Here is a 21182-nt window from a genome sequence, read left to right on the forward strand (position 1 = left end):
ATCTTTTTATATTTTTTTTAGCTTTCCTCTACATTTTCCGCAAGCGTATTTTGAAGTGTTGATTCTTCTTTTTCGGATATAGGTTTGGCTGCAGGCGGAGCAGGCATAACGGTGTAATTGCTTGGGTGTATTCTGCATCCCTTCGATGACTTGGCAGTGTCTGAGTCCTCCTACTTTTGCGAGCAAATATTTGAATTCTGGATCTTGGTGCTTGTAGCCTCTTTTTTGGATGTGAAGATGATAGTGGCATAATTCGTGTTTAATGATGCCGATTAGTTCTTCCTCTCCGAAAGCTGCTAACATCTTAGGGTTTATTTCAATGTCGTGTGATTGAAGAAAATAACGTCCTCCGGTTGTCCGAAGTCGTGAGTTAAAGCGTGCGTTGTGTAAGAATGGCCGATTGAAAAATGTGGCGGATAGGTCTTCCACAAGGTGCTGCAGGTCTTGCTGAAGCATATATCTTTCATCCTTTCAAAAAAAGAAAGTCTGTCTTGGAAACACTGACAAACTGCTCTGCATATAATAGATAATATTATCATATGAGCGAAGGAGTTGGCGAATTGTGCCCAACTGGTTAAAGAAGCAACTTAAACGTGCATTCGTCGAGAAAAATAAGTATCAGCTCCGTGTTCTGAATCAGTGTTGGTTTTATTATCAGCGGACGTATGTGTTAAACCGAAAGAGTAAATGACTCCTATTCGTGTTTTGCTAAGGAAGATTGGATGCTAATCAAGAAGAATTTGCATCATACCCTTAAGTTCAGCATACTTACCTGTGTAAAAGATCATTTACCCGCGATTACCAGCTCCATAGTCCCCTTTAGCCAAAGTAAAAAACCGACCCTCACATAGGTCGGTTTTTTGATATTCAGGATGAGACGGTTTGATTTTCTGGAGCGAGCATGGTTAGGGCGATGCGTCCTTTTTGTACGTCGACGGACGTGACCCATACTGTTACGATGTCTCCGACGGCTACTACGTCCATTGGATTTTTGACAAATCGTTTTGTTAGTTTGGAAATATGGACAAGTCCATCCTGCTTAACTCCGATATCTACAAATGCGCCAAAATCAACGACATTTCGGACTGTGCCTTCGAGTTGCATACCAGGCTCTAGGTCCTCCATTTTCAAGACATCCTGTTTGAGTAGTGGTTTGGCTACCTCATCGCGCGGGTCGCGTGTTGGGCGTATAAAGGCGTCAATAATATCCTTTAAGGTTGGTAAACCGATGTTCAACTCGTCTGCTAATGCTTGGACATTCATTGTTTGCAGACGATCCTTCGCAATAGCAGATCCTATTTCTGATGATGGAATGTCTGCTTTGTCTAGGATCGATGTTGCTACTTTATAGCTTTCTGGATGAATGCCGGTTGCATCAAGTGGCTGTTTGCCATCTTGGATTCGCAGGAAACCGATACATTGCTCATACGTTTTGGCACCAAGGCGCGGAATTTTCTTTAATTCACTACGGCTGTTAAAGCGGCCTTCCTCATCACGTTTTTTGATAATATTGTTTGCCACTGTTTTGGATAAACAAGCTACGTATTGTAGTAGGGCTGATGAAGCTGTATTTACGTTCACTCCCACTCGGTTTACAACGGTTTCTACGACAAATGATAAAGAATCCGTTAATTTCTTTTGGGAGACATCATGCTGATATTGACCAACGCCAACTGATTTAGGATCTATTTTCACTAGCTCTGCCAGTGGGTCTTGTAGTCTGCGAGCAATCGAGATTGCACTACGTTCCTCCACCGCAAGTTCTGGAAATTCTTCGCGGCCCATGTCTGAAGCTGAATACACACTTGCTCCTGCTTCATTCACAATCACATAAAAAACTTGTTCCTGTATCTCTTTGATGACATCTGCAATAAATTGCTCTGTTTCTCTAGATGCGGTTCCATTCCCGATAGCAATAACATCCACATCAAATTTTTTAATTAGGTCTTTTACTACTTTTGCAGATTGTTCGACCTGAGACTTTGGTGGTGTTGGGTAAATCACTCGGATATCTAGCACTTTACCTGTGTGATCAACAACAGCTAGTTTACAGCCCGTTCGGTATGCAGGATCTACGCCTAAAACTACTTGCTGCTTCATCGGTGGCTGCAGCAATAGGTTCCTTAGATTCTCAGCAAAGATATGGATCGCTTGTTCTTCTCCTGCTTCATTTAATTCATTTCGTACTTCTCTTTCAATAGATGGTTGAATTAAACGTTTGTAGCTGTCGGCAATCGCTTCTTCCACATAAGGCACTGCTTGTGAGCCGAATGAACGAATGACTTTCCTGACAAGCTCACTTGTTAATCGATCTGCTGGCGAGTTCACACTTACTCGAAGGATGCCTTCCTTCTCTCCACGATTAACAGCTAATACGCGGTGAGGAGCGATTGATTTAAGTGGTTCACTATAATCGTAGTACATTTCGAAAACAGATTTTTCATCGGCTTCCTTGTTTTTCACTTCAGCCTTTAAGCTGCCTTCTTTAATGGTACGTGTGCGAATCAAACTTCGTAGGTCAGCATCATCGGCTACCCATTCAGCAATAATGTCCTGTGCGCCTTCTATAGCAGCTTCAACGGTTTCAATTTCATGTTCTTCAGATATGTACTTTGTAGCTTCTTCTTTTGGATCACCCGATTTTGGTAATGAGAATAACCACTGAGCTAATGGCTCTAGTCCTTTTTCTTTAGCGGTTGTTGCTCGTGTGCGACGTTTTTGTTTATAAGGACGATATAAATCTTCAACTGTCTGAAGTTTGTCCGCTTCTTCAATCGCTTTGCTGAGCTCATCTGTTAGCTTTTCTTGCGCATCAATTAACCGTATAACCTCGGCTTTTCGGTCGGCTAATTGATTAACATATGTCCATCTATCTGCGAGATCTTTTAATTGAACTTCATCCATTCCACCGGTCATTTCTTTTCGATAACGGGCAATAAATGGAACCGTATTGCCTTCATCCATCATATCGATGACTTGTTTGGCATGCTTCGGTTGAACATTTAACTCTAGTGCTACCTGCTCGATCATCTGTTGTTTTAAGTCTTCCAAAACCCTCATCCTCCTTTAATTTCCCTGTTATTATCATATCATAGACAGGCGAACCAAATAAAATAAGCTCCCACCTAGTCATTGGTGAAAAAGCTTATTTTAACTTACCTATTAGAAGTGTTACGTCATCATTATCCACATAACGTGCCTCGTTAAAGATTCTGTCGTCATTCTCTCGTAAGTCATTAACATGTAACAGTGTTAATTTCGAAGGCGGGCTCACTACTCCATCTGAGTATAAGACAAAAATAGTTCCTTCATCGTACTGAAAATGGCTTTCTCTTATGTTTTCGTTTCTGCCACAAAGATAACCTCGTGTTGGTAATGGCTGAACCGTTGTTCCGTTAGGATTATACATTGAAAATCCGATATTCCCAAAGTTACTATAGCTAATTCTACGATCTTCAAAAACAAGCTTAACAACTGTGACAACAGCGCCTCGTTTATTTAGTAGCACTCGATTACATTTCTCCACAATCGCTTTGACAGGCAACTCATGGCACTCTTTGACGATTTGAATTGCTGCTTGAGCTGATTCACTGGCCCCTGCGCCACTTCCTAATCCATCAATAACCGCACATACGACATACGTATCGGTATTAATAATCGCATGGGCATCTCCACAAAATTCACCATCGTTTTTAGAGCGCTCCAAGACAGCCACTTGTATATGATCGTCTTCCTTATACATAACCATTACAAGATTTCAGACGGTTCTACGCGAATTGATTCTCTTAATTTTTCCAATGCACGTCTTTGCAATCTTGACACATGCATCTGTGAGATTCCTAACCGCTCTCCCGCTTCCTTCTGACTATAATTGTCGTAATACGTGTATTGAAGAATTAGCTTCTCTCGTTCATTTAACACTTGAAAGGCTTTCTCCAAAAGCATTTGCTGATCAGTCTGTTCATAACCATCATCCTCTTTCCCGACTAAGTCGAGTAGAGTGACTTCTCCGCCCTCTTGATCGGCTTCGAGTGCACGGTTAACTGAAAGTGCCTGATAGCTTTTGCTCATCTCCATTGTTTCTAGGATTTCCTCTTCGGACACATTTAGATAGTCGGAAATCTCGGCAACAAGTGGAGAACGTTGCAATTCGGCCGTTAGGGTATCAACAGCCTTTTTAATTTTTGGTCCTAATTCTTTTATTCGTCTTGGAACATGAACACTCCATGTTTTATCACGAATAAATCGCTTAATTTCCCCAACAATTGTTGGCACCGCAAAGGATTCAAAGCTTCGACCAAATTCGTTGTCAAACCGTTGCAAGGCAGCAAGTAAACCGACCATTCCGACTTGAAACAAATCTTCGTCGTGTTCACGACCTTTGGAAAATTTGCGTGAAAGAGAACGAACTAAAGCTTCATAATGTTTAACAAGCTTTAACTGAACGTCTTCATTACGAGTTTCTTGGTATTCCTTTATCCAAGCCATATACTTTATCCTTGTTCTGACTGTAATGATGAGATTCCGTCGACATGTTCTTCCACCTCATTTTTCCGTAGGAACTTTGTCATCATCAGCACCACTCCGGCTTCATCATGAATCTGAACTTTATCCATAAGCGTGCTAATAAGGAATAAGCCAAGCCCACCTTCTTTCATGTCACCGATCGGTTGTTTTGAATCAACTGGGCCGAGTTTCCCTTGAAGTTCTTTAATATCAAAGCTTTGCCCTTCGTCAGCAATAATAATCTCCATACGGTCAGCAAATAAGTCACACGCAATCTTGACGTTTCCTTCTTCCTCGTATGCATGATTCACTGCATTCGTACATGCTTCTGCAACAGCAATCTTGATATCTTCAATATCGTCATAAGAAAAACCTAACCGATTCGCAATTCCAGAAATGGTCAGGCGTACAACTCCAACATATTCAGCTTTTGCAGGAATACTCATCTCTATATGGTCTACTTGTTGTTCAGTCATTTTGCTTCTTCCCTCCGATCCACAATATTAATCACTTCATCTAGACCTGTAATGACAAAAAGACGCTTAATTCGTTCTGACATTCCAATAAGTGTTAAAGTACTTCCGTTCGTATCGGATGCCTTAAGAACCCCAACAAATATTCCGAGTCCTGTACTATCTATATATTGAACCTCTGACAAATCAACAATAAGTTCTCCACCATTTTGTTCTGTTAGAGGGATCAGTGCTTCTCTTAGCTTCGGAGCTGTATATGTGTCAATTTCACCTGAAAGAAAAACGTTCTTTTGATTCTCTAATTCTTCAACTCGAATATCTAAATTCAATGTAACAACCTCCTTGAGTTAGAACCGCATCAATCTACCTAATGTACTTTGTGTACCACAAATAGTAACTTTTTAAACATCTCTTCTTAAAATAATTAACGTAAGATCATCTCTTAACGAAAAGTCCTGCATCTTACTTAACTCACGATATACATTTTCAACCATTTCTTGTGCACTTAGGTGGATTGATTTTTCTGATCAATTCTACAATTTCTTCTCGCTCAAGAAATTCATCACCAACTCGACATTCCGTTACTCCGTCCGTTAGAAGCACCACAAAATCCCCAACATGAAGCTGTTTTACATATTCTCGATACGTGGCTTTTTTTGACACACCTAATACAAGACCTTTTGCACTAAGCTCTTCGAATGAATCAGTTTTTGCGTTGTAAAAAAAACCAGGTTCATGACCCGCACCTGAATACGTAAATTCATGAGTGTTAGCATTATAATAACCATACATCATCGTTACAAACATGCTATCGTCCACGTTCTGCTCAACTACTCGGTTTAAACTTTCCAATAAAGCACTCGGATTAAGCTGCTGCTCTGGCAAACTGTCCATGGCATATTTAATCATGGACATACACAAAGCAGCTGGTACTCCCTTACCAATGATATCGGATATGGATAGACCAATTCCGCCGAATTGATCCTTTACATAGTGGTAATAGTCTCCACTCATTTTCTTTGCGGGTACACTCACTACACCTACATCTAATCCTTCTAAATAAAGATGTTCTCGCGGTAGGAGAGTTTGTTGCATTTTAGCGGCAACATCAATTTCAGCTTCAAGCTCTTGTTGTCGATCTCTTAAAATTTGATGCTCACGATATGCCATGCCATAACCCATCATCGCTTCTAACAAGAAATCGAAGGACGCCTGAATATCATCTGGTAGCTCAGGGTAGAGTTGATCCATTATGGACCTGTGAAGGCTGACAAGTTCCTCAGGTGACGTTTGATGTTCTAGCAACGTCCGAGTGAATTGCTGGGCTTCATAGAGAACTTGCTCACTACCTGTGTTTAAGTAGGATTCTAGAATTTTTTTATAGGACGTTTCAATATTGTTGTCTGTATAATTCATAGTGCATTGATGTCCTCCTTATCGGAGCCATTTAGTAGCTGTGATGGTTGTTCCTTGATTTACTTCAGATTCAATATTAAAGTCATCCATCAGTCGTTTTACTCCTGGAAGTCCTGCACCGAGTCCGCTTGATGTTGTAAAACCATCTACCATTACCTGGCGTAAATCTGGAATGCCGGGCCCTAAATCTGAAGCCGTAATTTTAATTCCTTTTTTTGTTCCAAATTTGCTTTTTTCTTCTACCATATCAATTTTAATTTCACCACGTTGCGCGTATAAGTATATATTACGTGCCAACTCTGAAATGGCTGTGGTAATTCTAGCTTGATCGACATTTCCAAAACCAAGTTCTTTTGAAAGGGTTCTACCTGCCTGTCTTGCAGCAACAATTCCCCATTCATTTTTCACTTCAACACAGGATTGGGTTTCCATCATCTAACCCTCCAATTCCTGTTGCAGTTTCTCTAAACCTTGCTCTAAATCAAGAGCTGTTGAAACATCTTCTAATTTGATCCCCATATCTATAAGTGTAATAGCAACAGCTGGTCTAATACCAGTTAGTACAACCTTTGCTCCCATCAAACTTGACATGTCGACCACATCACCTAATACTTTTGCGATAAATGAATCAATCATATCAACTGAAGTCAGATCAATGACTACTCCCGAAGATCCTTCTTGATGAATTTTATTCAAAAGGTCTTCTTGAAACTGAAGCGCTGTTTGGTCGTCTAATTCAGTTTGAATACTGATCAGCAAATATTTTCCGAGCTTTAAAATTGGAATTCTCATCTATTTATATACCTCCAAGCTTACATCTCAATCTTTTTTTGGTTGCACATTTCAAGTGCTTTTTCCATTCCTTTTTGAAGAGTGCTCTTCGTTGGGAATTTTGTTAAGTCAATGCCTAGATTAACAATTGTCTGTGCAATTTCTGGTCTAATGCCAACAAGGATAGAGGTAGCCCCTACAAGTCGAACTGCTTCGGAAGCTTCAATGATATGATGAGCAACCATTGTATCTACAATTGGTACTCCCGTTATATCAATAAGTACCACTTTAGAGCGGTTCTTAATCACACCCTCTAAAAGATTTTCCATGATTAGTTTTGCTCGAGTTGTATCAATACTTCCAATCAAAGGCATCACTGTAATTCCTTCGAATACAGGAATAAGTGGCGCAGATAATTCGAGTAAAGAAAGCTTCTGCATCTCTAATGTATCTTCCCAAGACTCAATGTATTTTGATACTAAGAAATTATTCATATTATCTATCCATTGGTTTAGCTCACTATAGACATCCAGTATATTCGCATCTTCTGGTGGTACATCTTTTAACTGCTGGTGAAAAGCTTGTCTTAAACCTTGCAGGGCTCTTGTAAAATAAGTTAGAGATCTTCCCGTTTGAATATATTGCTCTGTAAAATTCTTAAGTCCTTCTAATGAATCTTCTTCATTTCTTCTTGCCGTTTGAAGAATTAAGGACATATATTCTTGATTCGTATGCTCAACGGCTTTTTCTAATGAGGCTTTAATCTCTACCTCACTACGCAACGCTGAAAGTTGGTGATCCCAGTGTTCAATAATTTGATTCTGGTATTTTTGTAGATAGGTAAGTGCGGTCGATTGCATAGAATATCCTCCAAGTATAGTCTCTACTTTCATTATTCCATGAGTTAGCCTTTGTTGCAAAGAGAAACTATCTAAAAATCTGACCAACTTTTGCCTACATTAAAAAATCCCCGCTTTTTTAGAGGGGATTCAGCTCCATGTATGAAGAGAATTTAAAAATCAACTAAACCTAAACTTATAAATAATGCCTGATTAACTGAATTCATCATGTTCTCGTCAAGGTGTGTGATCTTATCTGTTAGTCTTTGTTTATCAATCGTTCGTAGTTGTTCCAATAAAATAACCGAATCACGGTCAAATCCATACTTCTTAGCATTAATTTCAACATGAGTCGGTAATTTTGCCTTTTGGATTTGCGCAGTGATAGCCGCCACAATAACAGTAGGACTAAAACGGTTTCCAATATCATTTTGAATAATTAGAACAGGTCTTACACCACCCTGTTCGGAACCTACCACAGGTGAGAGGTCCGCAAAATATACGTCTCCTCTTTTCACAATCAAATGCTACACCCCACTTACTAAACGAACAAGGGTTAGATCCGCTTCCTCCTCCGCAAGAAAAGCCTCTGATGCAATTGTTAGATTGATTTTTGCCATCTCCATGTAACCTTGCTGCATCGATTCGCGAATTTGGGATTGTTGTCTTTCCATAATATACGTTTTGGTTGCTTTAGAGATAAATTCACTTCTATTAAGGTTTTCCTGTTCTAACAATGCATCCACCTCGTTTAACAATTGTTGTGGTAATGTAACGGTAATATCCTTAGAATTATTATCTTTCATCAACGCATCAACCTCCACCATAAAACGCCTTGTACAAAAATCTATCTGCCGTTCAACAGTAACAAGCTTATAGCAGTTACTTTTTTCTACTCAAGATTTATCATAGCATTCGAGTGAAAGGATTGCAAAGAGGTTTTGGTACGGTTTTTAAGATATTCTTGTTAGAAATCTTTCCCTACCGAGATTTGGATATACATAATCAACTATATTTGATTACGGACGGAGACCATTACACCATTTTGAACATACATTCTCGGCACTCGTTTGCTTATTACACAAGGGATTTCATAGTTAATGGTATCAAGTCTTTTTGCTATGGTGTCCATAGTCATGTGTTTTCCGGAATCTTCACCAATTAACGTAACAACGGTCCCCTCATCTTTTTGAGAATTCAAACGAATCATACATTGATCCATGCAAATCCTGCCAACAAAAGGTACTTCCTCTCCATCAACTAAAACCGTTCCCCCGTTTGTTGAGTTGGCCCGTATCCAAGCCATCTGCGTAGCCAATTGGTAGTGTGCCAATCCATTCTTCTTCTTTTGTCACATAGGTAGCGCCATAGCTAATCGCTTTTCCAGAAGCGAGCTTCTTCACTTGAGCAAGCTTTGTCTTAAGCTTGGAAAGTTGGTTCAAGAGTGAAAGGTAGATGTTTGTTAATATCAGGTGACGGCGTTAAGCCATACATCGATATACCAAACCTAACCATTGTAAAGGCGTGTTCTGGAAATCTCATTGCAGCCGCACTATTTGAACAGTGAATATACGGAACGGATATGTTTTCTTCCTCTAGAAGTTGAATAAGTTGCTGAAACGCTTTGAATTGCTCCTGATAGTAGGCTGTATTTGGTTCATCTGCAGTAGCAAAATGTGTGTAAATCCCTTCAAAGACATACGTAGCTGAATCATGTAAGAATCGAGAAGTTGTTCGCACTTCTTCAGCGTTAATGAACCCTAGCCTACCCATACCCGTATCACACTTCAGATGAATAGATAGTTCCTTTGAATTATTTAGATATTTCTCTGCTTGAACTAGCCAGTCTTGAGAAAAAACCGTAACTGAAATGTTTAAGTCCGCTGCCACTTGAGCGTCAGACGGTCTCATTCGTCCTAACACAAGAATCGGTAATGTTATCCCAAGCTTTCCGTAGTTCAATCGCTTCGTCTAGTATCGCCACGCCGAGGTAGGTTGCCCCTCCAGTAATTGCTGCCTTCGCTACCTCTATAGCTCCATGCCCATACCCATCTGCTTTTACGACAGCCATGATGGTTGTTGCTTTATTTTTATATACATTGTATAAAGAGCGTACATTATTCTCTATTGCCGTAAGGTTTACTTCCACCCAAGTATCACGATAAAACGCATCCATATTATCAGATTGCATCATAGTCACTCTCCAGTTATCTAAAATCCATTTTGCTAATCTGATTATGAATGTCTCATTCGTCTGCTGTCAATTTCCTCTTTACATATGAGTTAGTTTTTTCAGATAAACTGGCAAGGCCTCCGCGATTTGTGTGGGTCGTATGATGTGCTGATTTTCTGCTAGTTCTCTGCCTATATATGAATGCATATATACTGCAGACAATACTCCTGGAAGTGCGTCTTCTGATTGCGCGCAGAGACCGGCGATGCATCCTGTTAAACAATCTCCCATACCACCTGTTGCCATTGCCGGTGTTCCCTTTATATTAAGGTAGGATTCTTCACTCGTATAAATCCGTGTTTCATCCCCTTTTAAGACAATGGTCGCTCCAAGGTCTTTCGCCCACCTCTGATTCTGTTCATCTATCTGTTCGTCAGGTTCTAAGCCCGTAAGTCGCTTCCACTCACCTGCATGTGGTGTCAAAATAACGTGTTCGGTGCGTAGCTTACTTTTCTCACGCGCCAACAGTGTGAGTGCATCGGCATCGAGTATGAGTATCTGATGGTCCCGAATACTTGCAAGCACAATCCGAAAGACATTCACCGCTCGTTCATCTAAACCAAGTCCTGGCCCGATGGCAACAACCGTGCTTTTTTTTATTCGCTCACTGATCCCCGCGAGATCCTGGAGGGGTAACGCCATCGCCTCAGGTAATCTTGAGTGCAGAGCAGTATGATGGTTGGAATCTGTTGCAACGGTTGTGAGTCCAGCCCCGGCATGAACAACTGCTTCCGCCGACATAATGATGGATCCACCCATTCCAGCACTCCCTCCAATGAGTAAGACTTGTCCGTAATCTCGTTTTGTTGTATTGTGATCGTTCTCTCTATTAGGTAACCACTGTCTAATTTGATCCATTTCTAATCTCTGCATCATACATTGACTCCTCCTGAACAATTGATAGTTGCCAATACCCTTAATGATGCCTGATATAACGCTCCACATAAAAAAAGCGAGACGAATAGTCGCCTCACTCAAAGTGTATGTTTACTTATTTTTCAGTTGTGCCATATACCGAACGTGCAATATTGGCCATTTCCTCCGCATCTAGATCAGACGATGCCAAGTAGAATTCAGCGCCATCGCGGGACCAAAGCAACGCATCGCCTGTCTGTACACCAATGGTAAAGCCTAAATCAACAGGATGACCCTCGGCCATATTTGTAAATGTAGTCGAAGCAGAAACCACTTCTGCTTGTTTTTGAATCAGAGTAAAGGACTTGTCACCAGTGTATTCTTGCACATAACTAACACCATCATCCGTTTCCACTTCTTTTGATTCACTTGAGCTTGATCCATCAGGCGTATACATTGGATAATAAATCTCCATCTCAGCAGTTGGCTCAGCTAAAGTAGGCTCTGACATTTGCGCCCCTGTCATGTTTCTTTCCATTTCAAAGTCATCATCATTAAAGGAGGCATTCTTGTCAAACTCCGTGAAGTCTAGAGTTACGAGTGGCGATTGTTCAGCATCTAAAATCTCTACCTTAACAGGAGTTAAATCCTTTTTGTTTAAGTAAATCTGCTGCTTATTAAGATTCTTGTTTTGATAGTTCGTCGCTGTTTCAAAAACATAATTAGAATCATCCTGGGAGAAGACACGCTCTTGATCCGTTAAGATATCTGCAACCAAGGACTCATAAAGATAACTTTGACTTGTTGTTTTTGGCCAATCACTTTGGAAACGAAAGCTTTTATTTAAAGCGGGAGTGAGAACAAATACCCCATCATCGTTACGTAAAATAATTTGGCTTTGATCCTTTTCCTTATTGTTTAACATAACTCTGTAGAAACCTTCTTTTTGATACCACACCTCTACATCATATGTCTGAGGTTCATTCCCTGTTTCCAATTGCATCGTAGCCTTTGCTTTGTAGCCTGACATATCCTCAAGTGTTGTGCCTAGCTCTTCCAGTACATCCTCCTGTGTCTTTTCGCCACAACCAGCAAGCATCAGAATCATAAGTACACCCAATATGACGAACCAGCTTACTCGTTTCATACTCTCACCCCTTCGTCTCATTTGCCGCTAATTAGAGAAATCTCCGCCCTGTTGACGAGCTGTTCCCCATCGCATTACATCTATATGAGACAACCTAGGTAAATATGCAGACGAGTCCTAAAGCTTGATTCAAGGCGACTTCGCTTCTATAATTACCTGTGCAACTGCATATGCTTGACTATGTGAGATTGACACATGAATATATTCTTCTATCGGACCTGTCATCGTTGGTTTACCTTGTATATCGTTTAGAATTTCAATATCATGCCATGATATCTTTTTGATCCCTGAAGCTTTTACAAACGCTTCCTTAGCAGCAAAACGACCAGCTACAAACTCTATTTTTCGCGAATCAGAAAAATGTCTTGAAGCTGCCTGCTCAGACTCAGTCAAGATCCGTTCTGCAAATCGACTATTCCTTTTAACCGCTTTTTTAATACGTTCGAGCTCAATAATATCAATACCTATACCTTGAATCATATCCATACCTCGCTTAAACCATGATCATTTACTTTGTAAAAAAGGAGGGCGCAAATGTTTATTCGAAACGAAAGCTTTTACTCTTTCAGAAAAAATTATCCTGTTATCACCGTGTTAGTTGGTATTCATTTGATTTTGTTTTTGTGGACCAGCTTTTTCCCTTTTGGACGTGAGATTTATTTGTTAGGAAGAGGAAGTAATTTCGAGATCATCACCGGAGAATATTGGAGGCTACTTACACCCATCTTCCTGCACGGCGGACTGATGCACGTAGTCTTTAATTCATTTTCACTTGTGATCTTCGGCCCAGTCGTCGAGAAAATACTGGGGAAGATTAAGTTCATCTCCATCTATTTACTCTCTGGAATTTTAGCGAATATCGCTACGCTATACTTAGGAGGTGTGTATTATTTACACGTTGGAGCTTCCGGTGCCATTTTTGGCATATTCGGCGTCCTAGCCTATATGATTTGGGCTCGCCGTGACCTTATCGACCGAGCCAACTCTCAATTAGTCGTAACCATCATCATTATTGCGTTAGTGATGACGTTTGTAAACCCAGGCATTAATATCTTCGCCCATTTATTTGGTTTTATCGCGGGAATGGCTTTAGCCCCTCTGTTCTTAATCGGCGCAAAACCATTTGTACAAAACTACCACCGCCGTGATGTTTATGATAACGATGAACCAAGCTTCAACCCAAACCGTTGGGCGAACCAAGAGAAGAAAAAGCAAAAAAAGAAAATACTTTGGATCAGTATCGCCGTTGTTGCCGTGATCCTGATGGTCATTCGATTCTTCGAGTGACGGAAAAACCTCGACCCTCACTGCATTTGGTCGAGGTTTTTTGTTATTAGAGGTGAGACTTGTGAGGGTTCTTTTAAAGTGTGAGCCCTGGTTGCCGTTTATAGCGCTCTGCGCACCAACCTCCGCTCATAGTGCTCCACCTGCCGCTCATTGACTCTTTCTTTCCGCTCATCCCTTGCATAAAAGAACTCAATTTTGCCCATACTATAATTAGAATTTTCAATTTCAACATTCCATTTCGAATTGACAATGATTATCATCCTCTAGTATACTTATGCTAGAATGAATCAGCGAAGGGGGAGCTTTCGTGAAGAAGGTGACGGTACACGCTTTAAAGGATATTCACACGGTTCTTACAAACAAGCGTAAAGTCGGTGGGGCTATTGAGGCTAAGTCGATTCGTTTGCGATCCGGAGAAGAGTTTCATTATCCAGTATTCACTAGCCTTGAGCAAACACGTGGTGTTTATCAATCAATTGGCTTTATGACCTCAGATGGTGAGCGTCTTATTGTTAATATTGATGAAATTGCTATGATGAAAGATTTGGAGCATAAGTTAATTTGCCAATTAGAGAACTCACACGCCAAAACATACTTACTTACAGATACACTTAATTACCTACAAAGATTATGTGAAGTGAACGAAGGCTGTCTCAGCTCTCCATTTAAACGTGAGGTTGAAGGCTTAGCATGTGATATTGGTGCAAAACACCTTGAAGAACATGGCTACTCAGACTTTGTTATGCTAGCTGATACAGAGCAAAAAATCGTTTCAATTAATCAAAAAAGCATGCTGGCCTAATAGCCGCATGCTTTTTTTTCTTTATTTTTCTTGGCTTTCAAGTGTGCAAATCGCAGATGGTCTCTTAATACGAAGAGCCAAGCGTTTCATATACACGGAATGGATGGTTCATACCTTCTTCTCCAAGATAAGCCGTTTCAAAATCCTCAGATACAGCTAGGTCAAAGTTGTGTGGACCTGTGTTTACAAGTACACCTGTTTTTCCTTTTAGTACTGGTGATTGGAATACTCCAAGCTGTTGCAATCTCACGTACGTGCTCGATTTCTAGAACATTTGTCTCTTTGTGTACTCGGTGTAGAATCGCGTACAGTTCTGGAGATAGTACAAGTGCATATGGACCATGGTGACCTAACTCCATTAGTTTACTTCTAGCTTCTACGATATCTTGGAATGCATGTCCTGATTCATACCAACTTTCAGTCACGTGAGACAGGCGACCTTTTACATTCATTAATCCAGGAATGTCGAATTCCTTTGAGCCATGAAAGATCATTTGGTCTTCAAGGTATGCTACTTGGCGAGCTGCATTGGCTGCTCCAGAGAAATCAATTGGAATATCTAACGTTTTTGCTTGCTCCACGTCTCTCCAATAAAGAACAAAATCTTTATAAATTAGAGGAATCGTGTGGCTCACTCGTTTTGTTGATTCTGCTACTTCTTCATTTAACCCTTGGTGGTCCATAATGGCTTCATGGTCATCTAGGTACACATCTGTATGGATAGTTTGAACGCCACGACCAAGTGGTCCATGCAGATTTAAAAATTTTCTTCCTACTAACTGACTTTTTGCCATGTCTGCAACCACTTTATCTAAATGGTCGAATTCACTTTCATTTAAAGGTGCGTCTGGATATCTCGATGCTTTACTCATATTACTCACTCTCCTTATTCTCTTTCTTACAGAAGGCTACCTACAGAAAAGGCAGATTTATCAGGTTTTACAGATTCTTTTTCTTCTAATTCAATAGGCTCATCTTTAAATGATTCACTTATCTCGAGTAAGACTGCTTGGACTTCTTCCAAATACGATTGCGTACGTTGAAGGATATCGTCCAACTCACCAGTCGAGCTTTCCAAGTTAATCAAGATCGCTTCCTCAACATGTTGACTAAACAACCTTAATGCAAAATGTTCAAGTTGAACATTCGCATACAGCTGAATGTAATCTTGTGATGTTGGATCATTAGACGATTCCTCATCAAGCCACACTCTCAACTGATTACGTAAACCTTTGACTCGTTTTTTTCTTGCGTTCTCAATTCCGAGCGCTTTTCTTACAAGCATACGTTCATAATCATTGCTAAGATTCGTTATTCTTGGTTCAACTAAATGAACATATGTCTTAATGTCTTTTTTCATAGCGGCAAAAAGATCATGAAGCACAGTAAGTGATTCCTCCATGGGTCTTCACCTCTTTTCTATTACTATCTATATACTATCATAATTCTCAATTAAAAAGAAACCTTTTTATAATTATTATAAAGAAGGTTTCTCAATTACTATTTTGATGACATTGGACAGTCTCGTTGGCACTGACCAATCGCTTTATAAATCGAACACCACGAACGTTTGGCGTAACAAACAGGTACGTCTTGTTCCATGGCCTTTTTCTTTAGCACAGTAGTTAAATTATGATTGATGAAGTCAGTTAAAACCAGAATCATATCAACGCCTGCTGGATGTCTCGTTTCACCATTTTTGTTTTCCTTCCGCTAATATGTAGGATGTTTGCGTAGCCCATCTCCTCAAGTTTTTTCGGAATCGAGCCAAGATGATCAGCACCCACAATCATTAATGATGTCATTTCTTTCCCTCGCTTTCATTTGATAATAATTCTCACTATTAGTTTAATTGAAATCGATTCTCATTGTCAACTAAATTTTAAAGAATATTCTGTTTCAGGTTACATCTTTAAATAATTAGGGAATACTTAAAGCAGCATTAACCGGTTTACTTGCTACGTTTTTTTCTGTAGAGTAGATAGGATGAGTATGGAGGTGCATAGTATGATCGCCAATATGACAGAAGATCAACTTCTCGTTTTGGTCATAAAATATATCCGTGAGGCCAAGCGAAATTCGTTACAGGAACTATTAGATGAACTACACCCCTACGATGTAGCGATTATCTATCGTTCACTCCCGACTAAACATCATCACAAATTTTTAACCTTTCTAAATCCAGATCAAGTTGCTGATTTGATCGAAGAACTTGAAACGGAATACCAGGTAGAGATTCTACAGAAGTTAGGAGTAGAAGAATCCTCTAAGGTTATGGATTTGATGGAGAATGATGAATTAGCCGATTTGTTGAACGAACTTTCTGTTGAACGCATCCAGGAATTCCTGGATGTCATGAAAAAAGAAGATTCCATTAAGATTCGCTCTTTAATGAGTTATCCAAGCGGATACAGCTTGGGGATTGATGACAAATGAATTTATCTGGATTCATGCAAACCAAACTGTCAGGCAGGCTGTAGACAAATTAAAAGAGTATGCTGGTTTTTCTGAGAATATCTATTATTTATACGTCATCAATGAGGCGAAAAAATTAGTTGGCGTGGTATCTTATCGTGATTTATTAATTGCAGATGAGAAAGAAGTCATTGAAGAGATTATGTTCACTCGAACAGTTGCTGTAAAAGTAACTGACGATCAAGAACAAGTAGCAAACATTATTGAGAGATACGATTTTATTGCCGTACCAGTTGTTGATGATGAGGATACATTACTTGGTATTATTACAGTCGATGACGCAATAGACGTTGTCATTCGAGAAGCAAATGAAGATATCGAAAAATTATCAGCTTCAGGTAACATTGATTTTACAACCAAGGCTTGGACAGCTTCGATCCGCAGGCTCCCTTGGCTTATTTTATTGCTTTTTATTGGACTCATATCCGGAAGTATCATGAATTATTTTGAAGCTACACTTGCTCAGGTTGTTGCACTTGTATTTTTTATGCCAATGATTGCGGGCATGACTGGGAACACCGGTACCCAATCACTAGCGGTGGTTGTAAGAGGTGTTTCTCAAAATACCATCGACAAAAAAGTAGTAACAAACTTAATATTAAGGGAATTTCGAGTGAGTTTAATTATCGGACTGACATGTGGAAGTTTAATTACTCTGATTGCATACTTATGGATTGGTGATCCAACACTTGGCATGGTAGTTGGTGTTTCTTTATTCTGTACGTTAATCATTGGAACTCTTGCCGGAACAATTATCCCACTCATTTTGCACAGAGTTGGAATCGATCCTGCTGTTGCATCTGGACCACTGATCACGACTTTAAATGATATCTTTTCGTTATTAATCTATTTTGGAATCGCAACAGCATTTCTTACTAATTTAACATGATAAAAAGACAAGCGAGAGTTCGCTTGTCTTTTTTAGATAGATAGTTCTCATACTGCTTGGACAATCCGCATATAAGTGAAAGAGCTTGTTAGACGGATATCTCAAGTTGGGTGTGATATAAAATGGTTCGTTATGTACTTACATTACTTATAGGTTGTTTGTTGGTTAGCATTGGCATTAACTTCTTTTTTACGATGTATCATTTACTTGATGGTGGAATTATTGGACTAGGTTTGATTGCTCATTATCTTTGGAATACGCCAGTTGGATTGACTATTCTCATTGTAAGTATCCCTATTTACATTTTTGCTTGGTTTTATTTCCGTCCTTTTTTCTATAACAGCCTTGCTGGTGTCATTGTCTCATCCCTACTCATCGATTGGGTTGCTCTCTATTCTCCAGACCTCGCTATTTTAGGTCCATTAGCAAGCGCCATACTTGGCGGCACTATGCTAGGTGTAGGTGCAGGTATTATGTTTCGAATGGATATCAGTACGGGTGGTTTTGATCTCCTAGCGCAAATGATCGCTACTAAAATCCCTTATAATGTAGGCGCAATTATTGTGATCTTTGATATGCTAGCTGTAGTTGCTGGTATTTCTATTGTGACAATTGAAGAGATTGTTTTATCAACTATTGCAGTAATATCTACTGGTGTTGCGACAATTATTGTCACAAGTTGCCCTATGCCTGCTTTTCTCTATCCAGCCGACAAATTCCCCGGGAAATGGAACAGCTAGTAGGTGGAATCTGTCATATTGTTACTGAATAACCGCTTTTCCAGTTATAAACCAGTAAGAGATTCCATATATAAAAGCGACAGAGGCAATAATAATAAACAATGCCTTGTTAGAAAGTCTTCTTTTCATGTTTAACCCTCCCTGTTTTTCTTTCTTCTATTATACGACCATTCTTGCTCAGAAACTATAATACAAAAAAAGAACCTAGGAATTTAATCATTCCTAGGCTAATTTTGCTGCTACAGTAGCTACTCTTTCTCCTAATCGAGCTGCCATAACAAGCTCTCTTTCGTCTGGCGTCCTACTTCCATCAGAGCCGGCAAGTGTTGATGCTCCGTATGGGCTTCCACCTATTCCTTCTGTTGTTAACTGTTCTTGGTTTTCGCCGTATGGTAATCCAACATAAATTAAACCAAAATGCAGCAATGGAACAAGTGAGGTTAAAATCGTTGTCTCTTGTCCACCGTGTATTGAAGCTGTACTTGTAAAAATGGATGTCGCTCTTCCTTCAAGCGAACCATTTGCCCAAAGTCCTCCGGCTGAATCAAGAAACTGTTTCACTTGTGCTGGCATATTGCCGTAACGTGTCGGGAACCCCCAAATGATTCCATCAGCCCACACAAGATCATCGTGTGTAGCTTCCTCTAGATGTTCTTGGCTTTTTTGCGCTTCAATATATGCGTCTTGTCCTGACATCGCTTCTTTTACTGCCTCTGACTCAGGAATTCTTACTAGCCGAACCTCAGCACCTTCAACCCGTTTAGCTCCCTCTTCTACTGCTTTGGCCAATGTATACACATGTCCGTATGACGAATAATATGGAATTAGAATCTTTGTCATTCTTTACACCCTCCAATAATTTCTGTCTAATTCTTCTATTCCTTAAAAGTCATCAATTCTAAACATGATTTTGTACTTTTTTAATGGAAGTTTCACTAGTAAACCTTTACAATAAGGAGTTGATAGCGGTATATTCCCCTTTTTCACCTTTAAAGTGATCCTATTAGAACGTTTTTGCGTATGCTTAATTAGAAATGCTCTTTTTAAAACCGCTGTTAAAGAAGCAATTACTTCTACTTCAAATAGAGACATTCTAATTATTAAGGAGCAGCGTACAAAGGAGTTATACATGCCACATCTTAACGACGAACAATTGTATCAACTCGTTGTTCAGCAAGACAAAGAGGCTTTAGAGACATTATATTCTCGATATGAGAGAATCTTGTTCTCATTTATTTATCGTTTTACAAAAGACAACGGCTTAACTGAAGAAGTCATGCAAGATCTATTTATGAAGCTTTGGCAAGGGAAAGCCTCATATCAAACCGGTAAAGGAAAGTTCTCATCTTGGATTTTAACGATTGCAAGAAATGCTGCAATTGATCAAATTCGCAAAAAGAAAGTGACTGAGGTTGAATTTGATGATCGAGATTCTGAACCAGATCCTGAATCAGTAGAACAAACCATTGTTTTTCAGGAAGAAAGCACAATTATTCAAGAAGCAGTTGCTACCTTGCCATCTGAACAACAACAAGTTGTAAAATTGTTCTATTTCGACGGAGAACCACAAAAGAACATTGCAGAGATATGTAAGATACCCCTTGGAACTGTTAAAGGAAGATTACGTTTAGCGCTTAATCATCTACGTAAGACTCTTAGCAGGCAGGATGAAAGAGGCGATATATATGAGCGATAAAAAATGCATACAATTACTTGATTACTTTAATGGTCACTTAAGTAAAGCAGAAGAAGAAGAATTTGAACTGCACCTAATAGACTGCGAAGAATGCCAAGAGCAACTTCAAGAGCTGTATGAATTTAATGATGGTGTTGCTAACGTACCAAGCGATGCAACACCACCAGCAGGAATGAAGAATCGAATTTTACAATCTGTATTTGAAAGTGATCAACAGACAAAACCAACTCAACCAACCGCAAGACCAGAACCAATCCCATTTGAAAAACCAGCAAATAAGAAAAACAAACTAGTACCATGGCTATCAGCTGTAGCTGCCATTCTCATAGCAGCAGTCGGAACAAATATTTACACTTTTAATCAATTAAATGACTCTCAATCAGAATTGGCTACTCTTGAATTAGAACGAGATCTCTTAACTAGTCAGATTGATGAATACGAGAGTGCACCACCATCTGGAACAGCTCAAATTGAACAAGTCATCACTTCAACGTCTCTGCTCTCACAAGAAGATGAAACAGAACATCTTGGGCAAGCGTCTATCGTTCAACAAGAAGATGGATTTAAACTAATCGTGCAGGTCGAACAAATGCCAGAACCAGTTGATTCAGAAGTGTACCAGGTTTGGTTGTTTCAAGAAGACACACCACTTCCAAGCCGGCTCATTTGTAACAAACGAATCCGGTGAAGGTGCGATAGTATATGATCTTGATTCCGATACAAATATAGAAGATCTATTTGAAGCCATTGCAATCACACTTGAACCACAAGCGGATAACCAATTACCAGAAGGACCAGTCGTTACACTCTCAGAACTATACTAAAAAGATCCATCCCTAAAGTTATTGCTAACTTTTGGGATGTTTTTTTTGTGGACTTACCCCTCGCTAATTCATAGATCTCTCTTGGTAACCCCAGCTAACTCTTGATGACGCGAGGATGTTTCGTGGTCATAAAGTCTTCCTCTTGCTAAAGAGAGGTTTGCTCTTGTTATCAAGCTCCCGTTCTTGGTGAGTAGCGGAGGTTTCTTGGTCTAACGTGCAGGTTCTGGCT

Annotated in this window: 23 protein-coding genes and 6 pseudogenes; 7 read left to right on the forward strand and 22 right to left on the reverse strand. The window is 39.7% G+C overall.

The annotated features are described in order from the left end of the window. Positions 1–6 precede the first annotated feature (6 nt). Positions 7–456 carry a SprT family protein gene (locus tag NDM98_RS17380; protein WP_251610417.1) on the reverse strand — a complete coding sequence of 150 codons (450 nt, stop codon included), beginning with the start codon at positions 454–456 and terminating at the stop codon, positions 7–9. A gap of 106 nt (positions 457–562) precedes the next feature. Between NDM98_RS17380 and cmpA the strand changes: the two genes are divergently transcribed. Next, positions 563–691: a cortex morphogenetic protein CmpA gene (gene cmpA / locus NDM98_RS17385; protein ID WP_251610425.1), complete on the forward strand. Its 129-nt coding sequence runs from the start codon at positions 563–565 to the stop codon at positions 689–691. A gap of 176 nt (positions 692–867) precedes the next feature. Here the strand turns inward: cmpA and NDM98_RS17390 are convergent, their stop codons facing one another. The 17 genes and pseudogenes from NDM98_RS17390 to acpS all read right to left on the reverse strand — a co-directional run bounded on the left by NDM98_RS17390 (position 868) and on the right by acpS (position 12720). Continuing rightward, positions 868–3060, reverse strand: a complete 2193-nt coding sequence (locus NDM98_RS17390; protein WP_251610426.1) for a Tex family protein — start codon at positions 3058–3060, stop codon at positions 868–870. Between the two features lie 85 nt (positions 3061–3145). Beyond that, positions 3146–3715 carry a SpoIIE family protein phosphatase gene (locus NDM98_RS17395; RefSeq protein WP_251611120.1) on the reverse strand — a complete coding sequence of 190 codons (570 nt, stop codon included), beginning with the start codon at positions 3713–3715 and terminating at the stop codon, positions 3146–3148. A gap of 32 nt (positions 3716–3747) precedes the next feature. Then, positions 3748–4534 (reverse strand): annotated as a pseudogene (sigB, locus tag NDM98_RS17400) (RNA polymerase sigma factor SigB). After that, complete coding sequence (gene rsbW, locus NDM98_RS17405; protein ID WP_251610427.1) at positions 4494–4982, reverse strand: anti-sigma B factor RsbW; 489 nt, start codon at positions 4980–4982, stop codon at positions 4494–4496. The pseudogene sigB and the gene rsbW overlap by 41 nt, the downstream one beginning before the upstream one ends. Continuing rightward, the gene (locus tag NDM98_RS17410) at positions 4979–5308 is read right to left on the reverse strand and encodes an STAS domain-containing protein (protein ID WP_251610428.1); all 330 of its coding nucleotides are present in this window, start codon (positions 5306–5308) and stop codon (positions 4979–4981) included. The genes rsbW and NDM98_RS17410 overlap by 4 nt, the downstream gene beginning before the upstream one ends. Positions 5309–5380: 72 nt before the next feature. Next, a pseudogene (locus NDM98_RS17415) lies at positions 5381–6395 on the reverse strand (PP2C family protein-serine/threonine phosphatase). A gap of 18 nt (positions 6396–6413) precedes the next feature. Continuing rightward, positions 6414–6827: an anti-sigma regulatory factor gene (locus NDM98_RS17420; protein ID WP_251611122.1), complete on the reverse strand. Its 414-nt coding sequence runs from the start codon at positions 6825–6827 to the stop codon at positions 6414–6416. 3 nt (positions 6828–6830) lie between these two features. Beyond that, on the reverse strand, positions 6831–7187 hold the full coding sequence (locus tag NDM98_RS17425; protein ID WP_251610429.1) for an RsbT antagonist protein RsbS: 357 nt from the start codon (positions 7185–7187) through the stop codon (positions 6831–6833). 20 nt (positions 7188–7207) lie between these two features. After that, positions 7208–8026, reverse strand: a complete 819-nt coding sequence (gene rsbRA / locus NDM98_RS17430; RefSeq protein WP_251610430.1) for an RsbT co-antagonist protein RsbRA — start codon at positions 8024–8026, stop codon at positions 7208–7210. A gap of 152 nt (positions 8027–8178) precedes the next feature. Next, positions 8179–8529, reverse strand: a complete 351-nt coding sequence (locus NDM98_RS17435) for a type II toxin-antitoxin system PemK/MazF family toxin (RefSeq protein WP_251610431.1) — start codon at positions 8527–8529, stop codon at positions 8179–8181. A gap of 3 nt (positions 8530–8532) precedes the next feature. Further along, positions 8533–8832, reverse strand: coding sequence for a CopG family ribbon-helix-helix protein (locus tag NDM98_RS17440; RefSeq protein ID WP_285804058.1), 300 nt, complete (start codon positions 8830–8832; stop codon positions 8533–8535). Between the two features lie 182 nt (positions 8833–9014). After that, a pseudogene (locus NDM98_RS24710) lies at positions 9015–9408 on the reverse strand (alanine racemase C-terminal domain-containing protein). 16 nt (positions 9409–9424) lie between these two features. Beyond that, positions 9425–9916 carry an alanine racemase gene (locus NDM98_RS24715; protein ID WP_373370421.1) on the reverse strand — a complete coding sequence of 164 codons (492 nt, stop codon included), beginning with the start codon at positions 9914–9916 and terminating at the stop codon, positions 9425–9427. Further along, positions 9903–10199 (reverse strand): alanine racemase, encoded by a 297-nt coding sequence (locus tag NDM98_RS24720; RefSeq protein ID WP_373370422.1) that lies wholly within the window; start codon positions 10197–10199, stop codon positions 9903–9905. Before NDM98_RS24720 ends, NDM98_RS24715 begins: the two co-directional genes overlap by 14 nt. 78 nt (positions 10200–10277) lie before the next feature. Next, the gene (locus NDM98_RS17450; RefSeq protein ID WP_251610433.1) at positions 10278–11114 is read right to left on the reverse strand and encodes an NAD(P)H-hydrate dehydratase; all 837 of its coding nucleotides are present in this window, start codon (positions 11112–11114) and stop codon (positions 10278–10280) included. A 115-nt stretch (positions 11115–11229) separates the two neighbouring features. Continuing rightward, entirely contained in the window at positions 11230–12240 is a 1011-nt protein-coding gene (locus tag NDM98_RS17455) for a LolA family protein (RefSeq protein WP_251610435.1), read from the reverse strand. A gap of 129 nt (positions 12241–12369) precedes the next feature. Beyond that, a complete protein-coding gene (acpS, locus tag NDM98_RS17460; RefSeq protein WP_251610437.1) occupies positions 12370–12720 on the reverse strand; it encodes a holo-ACP synthase in 351 nt (116 codons plus the stop codon). A gap of 54 nt (positions 12721–12774) precedes the next feature. Between acpS and NDM98_RS17465 the strand changes: the two genes are divergently transcribed. Both NDM98_RS17465 and NDM98_RS17470 read left to right on the forward strand, forming a co-directional pair. Next, the gene (locus NDM98_RS17465; RefSeq protein ID WP_251610439.1) at positions 12775–13527 is read left to right on the forward strand and encodes a rhomboid family intramembrane serine protease; all 753 of its coding nucleotides are present in this window, start codon (positions 12775–12777) and stop codon (positions 13525–13527) included. 307 nt (positions 13528–13834) lie between these two features. After that, the gene (locus NDM98_RS17470; RefSeq protein WP_251610441.1) at positions 13835–14329 is read left to right on the forward strand and encodes a hypothetical protein; all 495 of its coding nucleotides are present in this window, start codon (positions 13835–13837) and stop codon (positions 14327–14329) included. Positions 14330–14350: 21 nt separating this feature from the next. On the opposite strand, the pseudogene NDM98_RS17475 reads toward NDM98_RS17470, so the two are convergent. From NDM98_RS17475 to NDM98_RS17485, 3 genes and pseudogenes are all read right to left on the reverse strand, one after another. Next, positions 14351–15201 (reverse strand): annotated as a pseudogene (locus NDM98_RS17475) (family 1 encapsulin nanocompartment shell protein). A 26-nt stretch (positions 15202–15227) separates the two neighbouring features. Continuing rightward, positions 15228–15731, reverse strand: coding sequence for a hypothetical protein (locus tag NDM98_RS17480; RefSeq protein ID WP_251610443.1), 504 nt, complete (start codon positions 15729–15731; stop codon positions 15228–15230). Positions 15732–15829: 98 nt separating this feature from the next. Further along, a pseudogene (locus NDM98_RS17485) lies at positions 15830–16134 on the reverse strand (DUF2325 domain-containing protein). A 202-nt stretch (positions 16135–16336) separates the two neighbouring features. Between NDM98_RS17485 and mgtE the strand changes: the two are divergent. Together mgtE and NDM98_RS17495 are read left to right on the forward strand one after the other, a co-directional pair. Next, positions 16337–17693: pseudogene (gene mgtE / locus NDM98_RS17490) on the forward strand (magnesium transporter). Between the two features lie 122 nt (positions 17694–17815). Next, on the forward strand, positions 17816–18433 hold the full coding sequence (locus NDM98_RS17495; RefSeq protein ID WP_251610445.1) for a YitT family protein: 618 nt from the start codon (positions 17816–17818) through the stop codon (positions 18431–18433). A gap of 222 nt (positions 18434–18655) precedes the next feature. Here NDM98_RS17495 and wrbA read toward each other — a convergent pair whose 3' ends face one another. After that, positions 18656–19273: an NAD(P)H:quinone oxidoreductase gene (gene wrbA, locus NDM98_RS17500; protein ID WP_251610446.1), complete on the reverse strand. Its 618-nt coding sequence runs from the start codon at positions 19271–19273 to the stop codon at positions 18656–18658. Between the two features lie 289 nt (positions 19274–19562). Here wrbA and NDM98_RS17505 point away from each other — a divergent pair, with 289 nt between their 5' ends. Next, the gene (locus tag NDM98_RS17505; protein WP_251610448.1) at positions 19563–20129 is read left to right on the forward strand and encodes an RNA polymerase sigma factor; all 567 of its coding nucleotides are present in this window, start codon (positions 19563–19565) and stop codon (positions 20127–20129) included. Next, positions 20119–20817 (forward strand): anti-sigma factor, encoded by a 699-nt coding sequence (locus tag NDM98_RS17510; protein ID WP_251610450.1) that lies wholly within the window; start codon positions 20119–20121, stop codon positions 20815–20817. Before NDM98_RS17505 ends, NDM98_RS17510 begins: the two co-directional genes overlap by 11 nt. The last annotated feature ends 365 nt before the right edge of the window (positions 20818–21182 follow it).

Origin of the sequence: Alkalicoccobacillus plakortidis (assembly GCF_023703085.1) — a bacterium.
Classification (GTDB): Bacteria; Bacillota; Bacilli; order Bacillales; family Bacillaceae_D; genus Alkalicoccobacillus; species Alkalicoccobacillus plakortidis.

Coding starts and splice junctions, on each gene's coding strand:
- NDM98_RS17380 (WP_251610417.1), bottom strand. CDS start 456: ATGCTTCAGCAAGACCTGCAGCACCTTGTGGAAGACCTATCCGCCACA.
- NDM98_RS17390 (WP_251610426.1), bottom strand. CDS start 3,060: ATGAGGGTTTTGGAAGACTTAAAACAACAGATGATCGAGCAGGTAGCA.
- rsbW (WP_251610427.1), bottom strand. CDS start 4,982: ATGACTGAACAACAAGTAGACCATATAGAGATGAGTATTCCTGCAAAA.
- NDM98_RS17420 (WP_251611122.1), bottom strand. CDS start 6,827: ATGGAAACCCAATCCTGTGTTGAAGTGAAAAATGAATGGGGAATTGTT.
- NDM98_RS17425 (WP_251610429.1), bottom strand. CDS start 7,187: ATGAGAATTCCAATTTTAAAGCTCGGAAAATATTTGCTGATCAGTATT.
- rsbRA (WP_251610430.1), bottom strand. CDS start 8,026: ATGCAATCGACCGCACTTACCTATCTACAAAAATACCAGAATCAAATT.
- NDM98_RS17440 (WP_285804058.1), bottom strand. CDS start 8,832: ATGGTGGAGGTTGATGCGTTGATGAAAGATAATAATTCTAAGGATATT.
- NDM98_RS24715 (WP_373370421.1), bottom strand. CDS start 9,916: ATGAGACCGTCTGACGCTCAAGTGGCAGCGGACTTAAACATTTCAGTT.
- NDM98_RS24720 (WP_373370422.1), bottom strand. CDS start 10,199: ATGATGCAATCTGATAATATGGATGCGTTTTATCGTGATACTTGGGTG.
- NDM98_RS17450 (WP_251610433.1), bottom strand. CDS start 11,114: ATGATGCAGAGATTAGAAATGGATCAAATTAGACAGTGGTTACCTAAT.
- NDM98_RS17455 (WP_251610435.1), bottom strand. CDS start 12,240: ATGAAACGAGTAAGCTGGTTCGTCATATTGGGTGTACTTATGATTCTG.
- acpS (WP_251610437.1), bottom strand. CDS start 12,720: ATGATTCAAGGTATAGGTATTGATATTATTGAGCTCGAACGTATTAAA.
- NDM98_RS17465 (WP_251610439.1), top strand. CDS start 12,775: ATGTTTATTCGAAACGAAAGCTTTTACTCTTTCAGAAAAAATTATCCT.
- NDM98_RS17480 (WP_251610443.1), bottom strand. CDS start 15,731: ATGGAGGAATCACTTACTGTGCTTCATGATCTTTTTGCCGCTATGAAA.
- NDM98_RS17495 (WP_251610445.1), top strand. CDS start 17,816: ATGGTTCGTTATGTACTTACATTACTTATAGGTTGTTTGTTGGTTAGC.
- wrbA (WP_251610446.1), bottom strand. CDS start 19,273: ATGACAAAGATTCTAATTCCATATTATTCGTCATACGGACATGTGTAT.
- NDM98_RS17505 (WP_251610448.1), top strand. CDS start 19,563: ATGCCACATCTTAACGACGAACAATTGTATCAACTCGTTGTTCAGCAA.
- NDM98_RS17510 (WP_251610450.1), top strand. CDS start 20,119: ATGAGCGATAAAAAATGCATACAATTACTTGATTACTTTAATGGTCAC.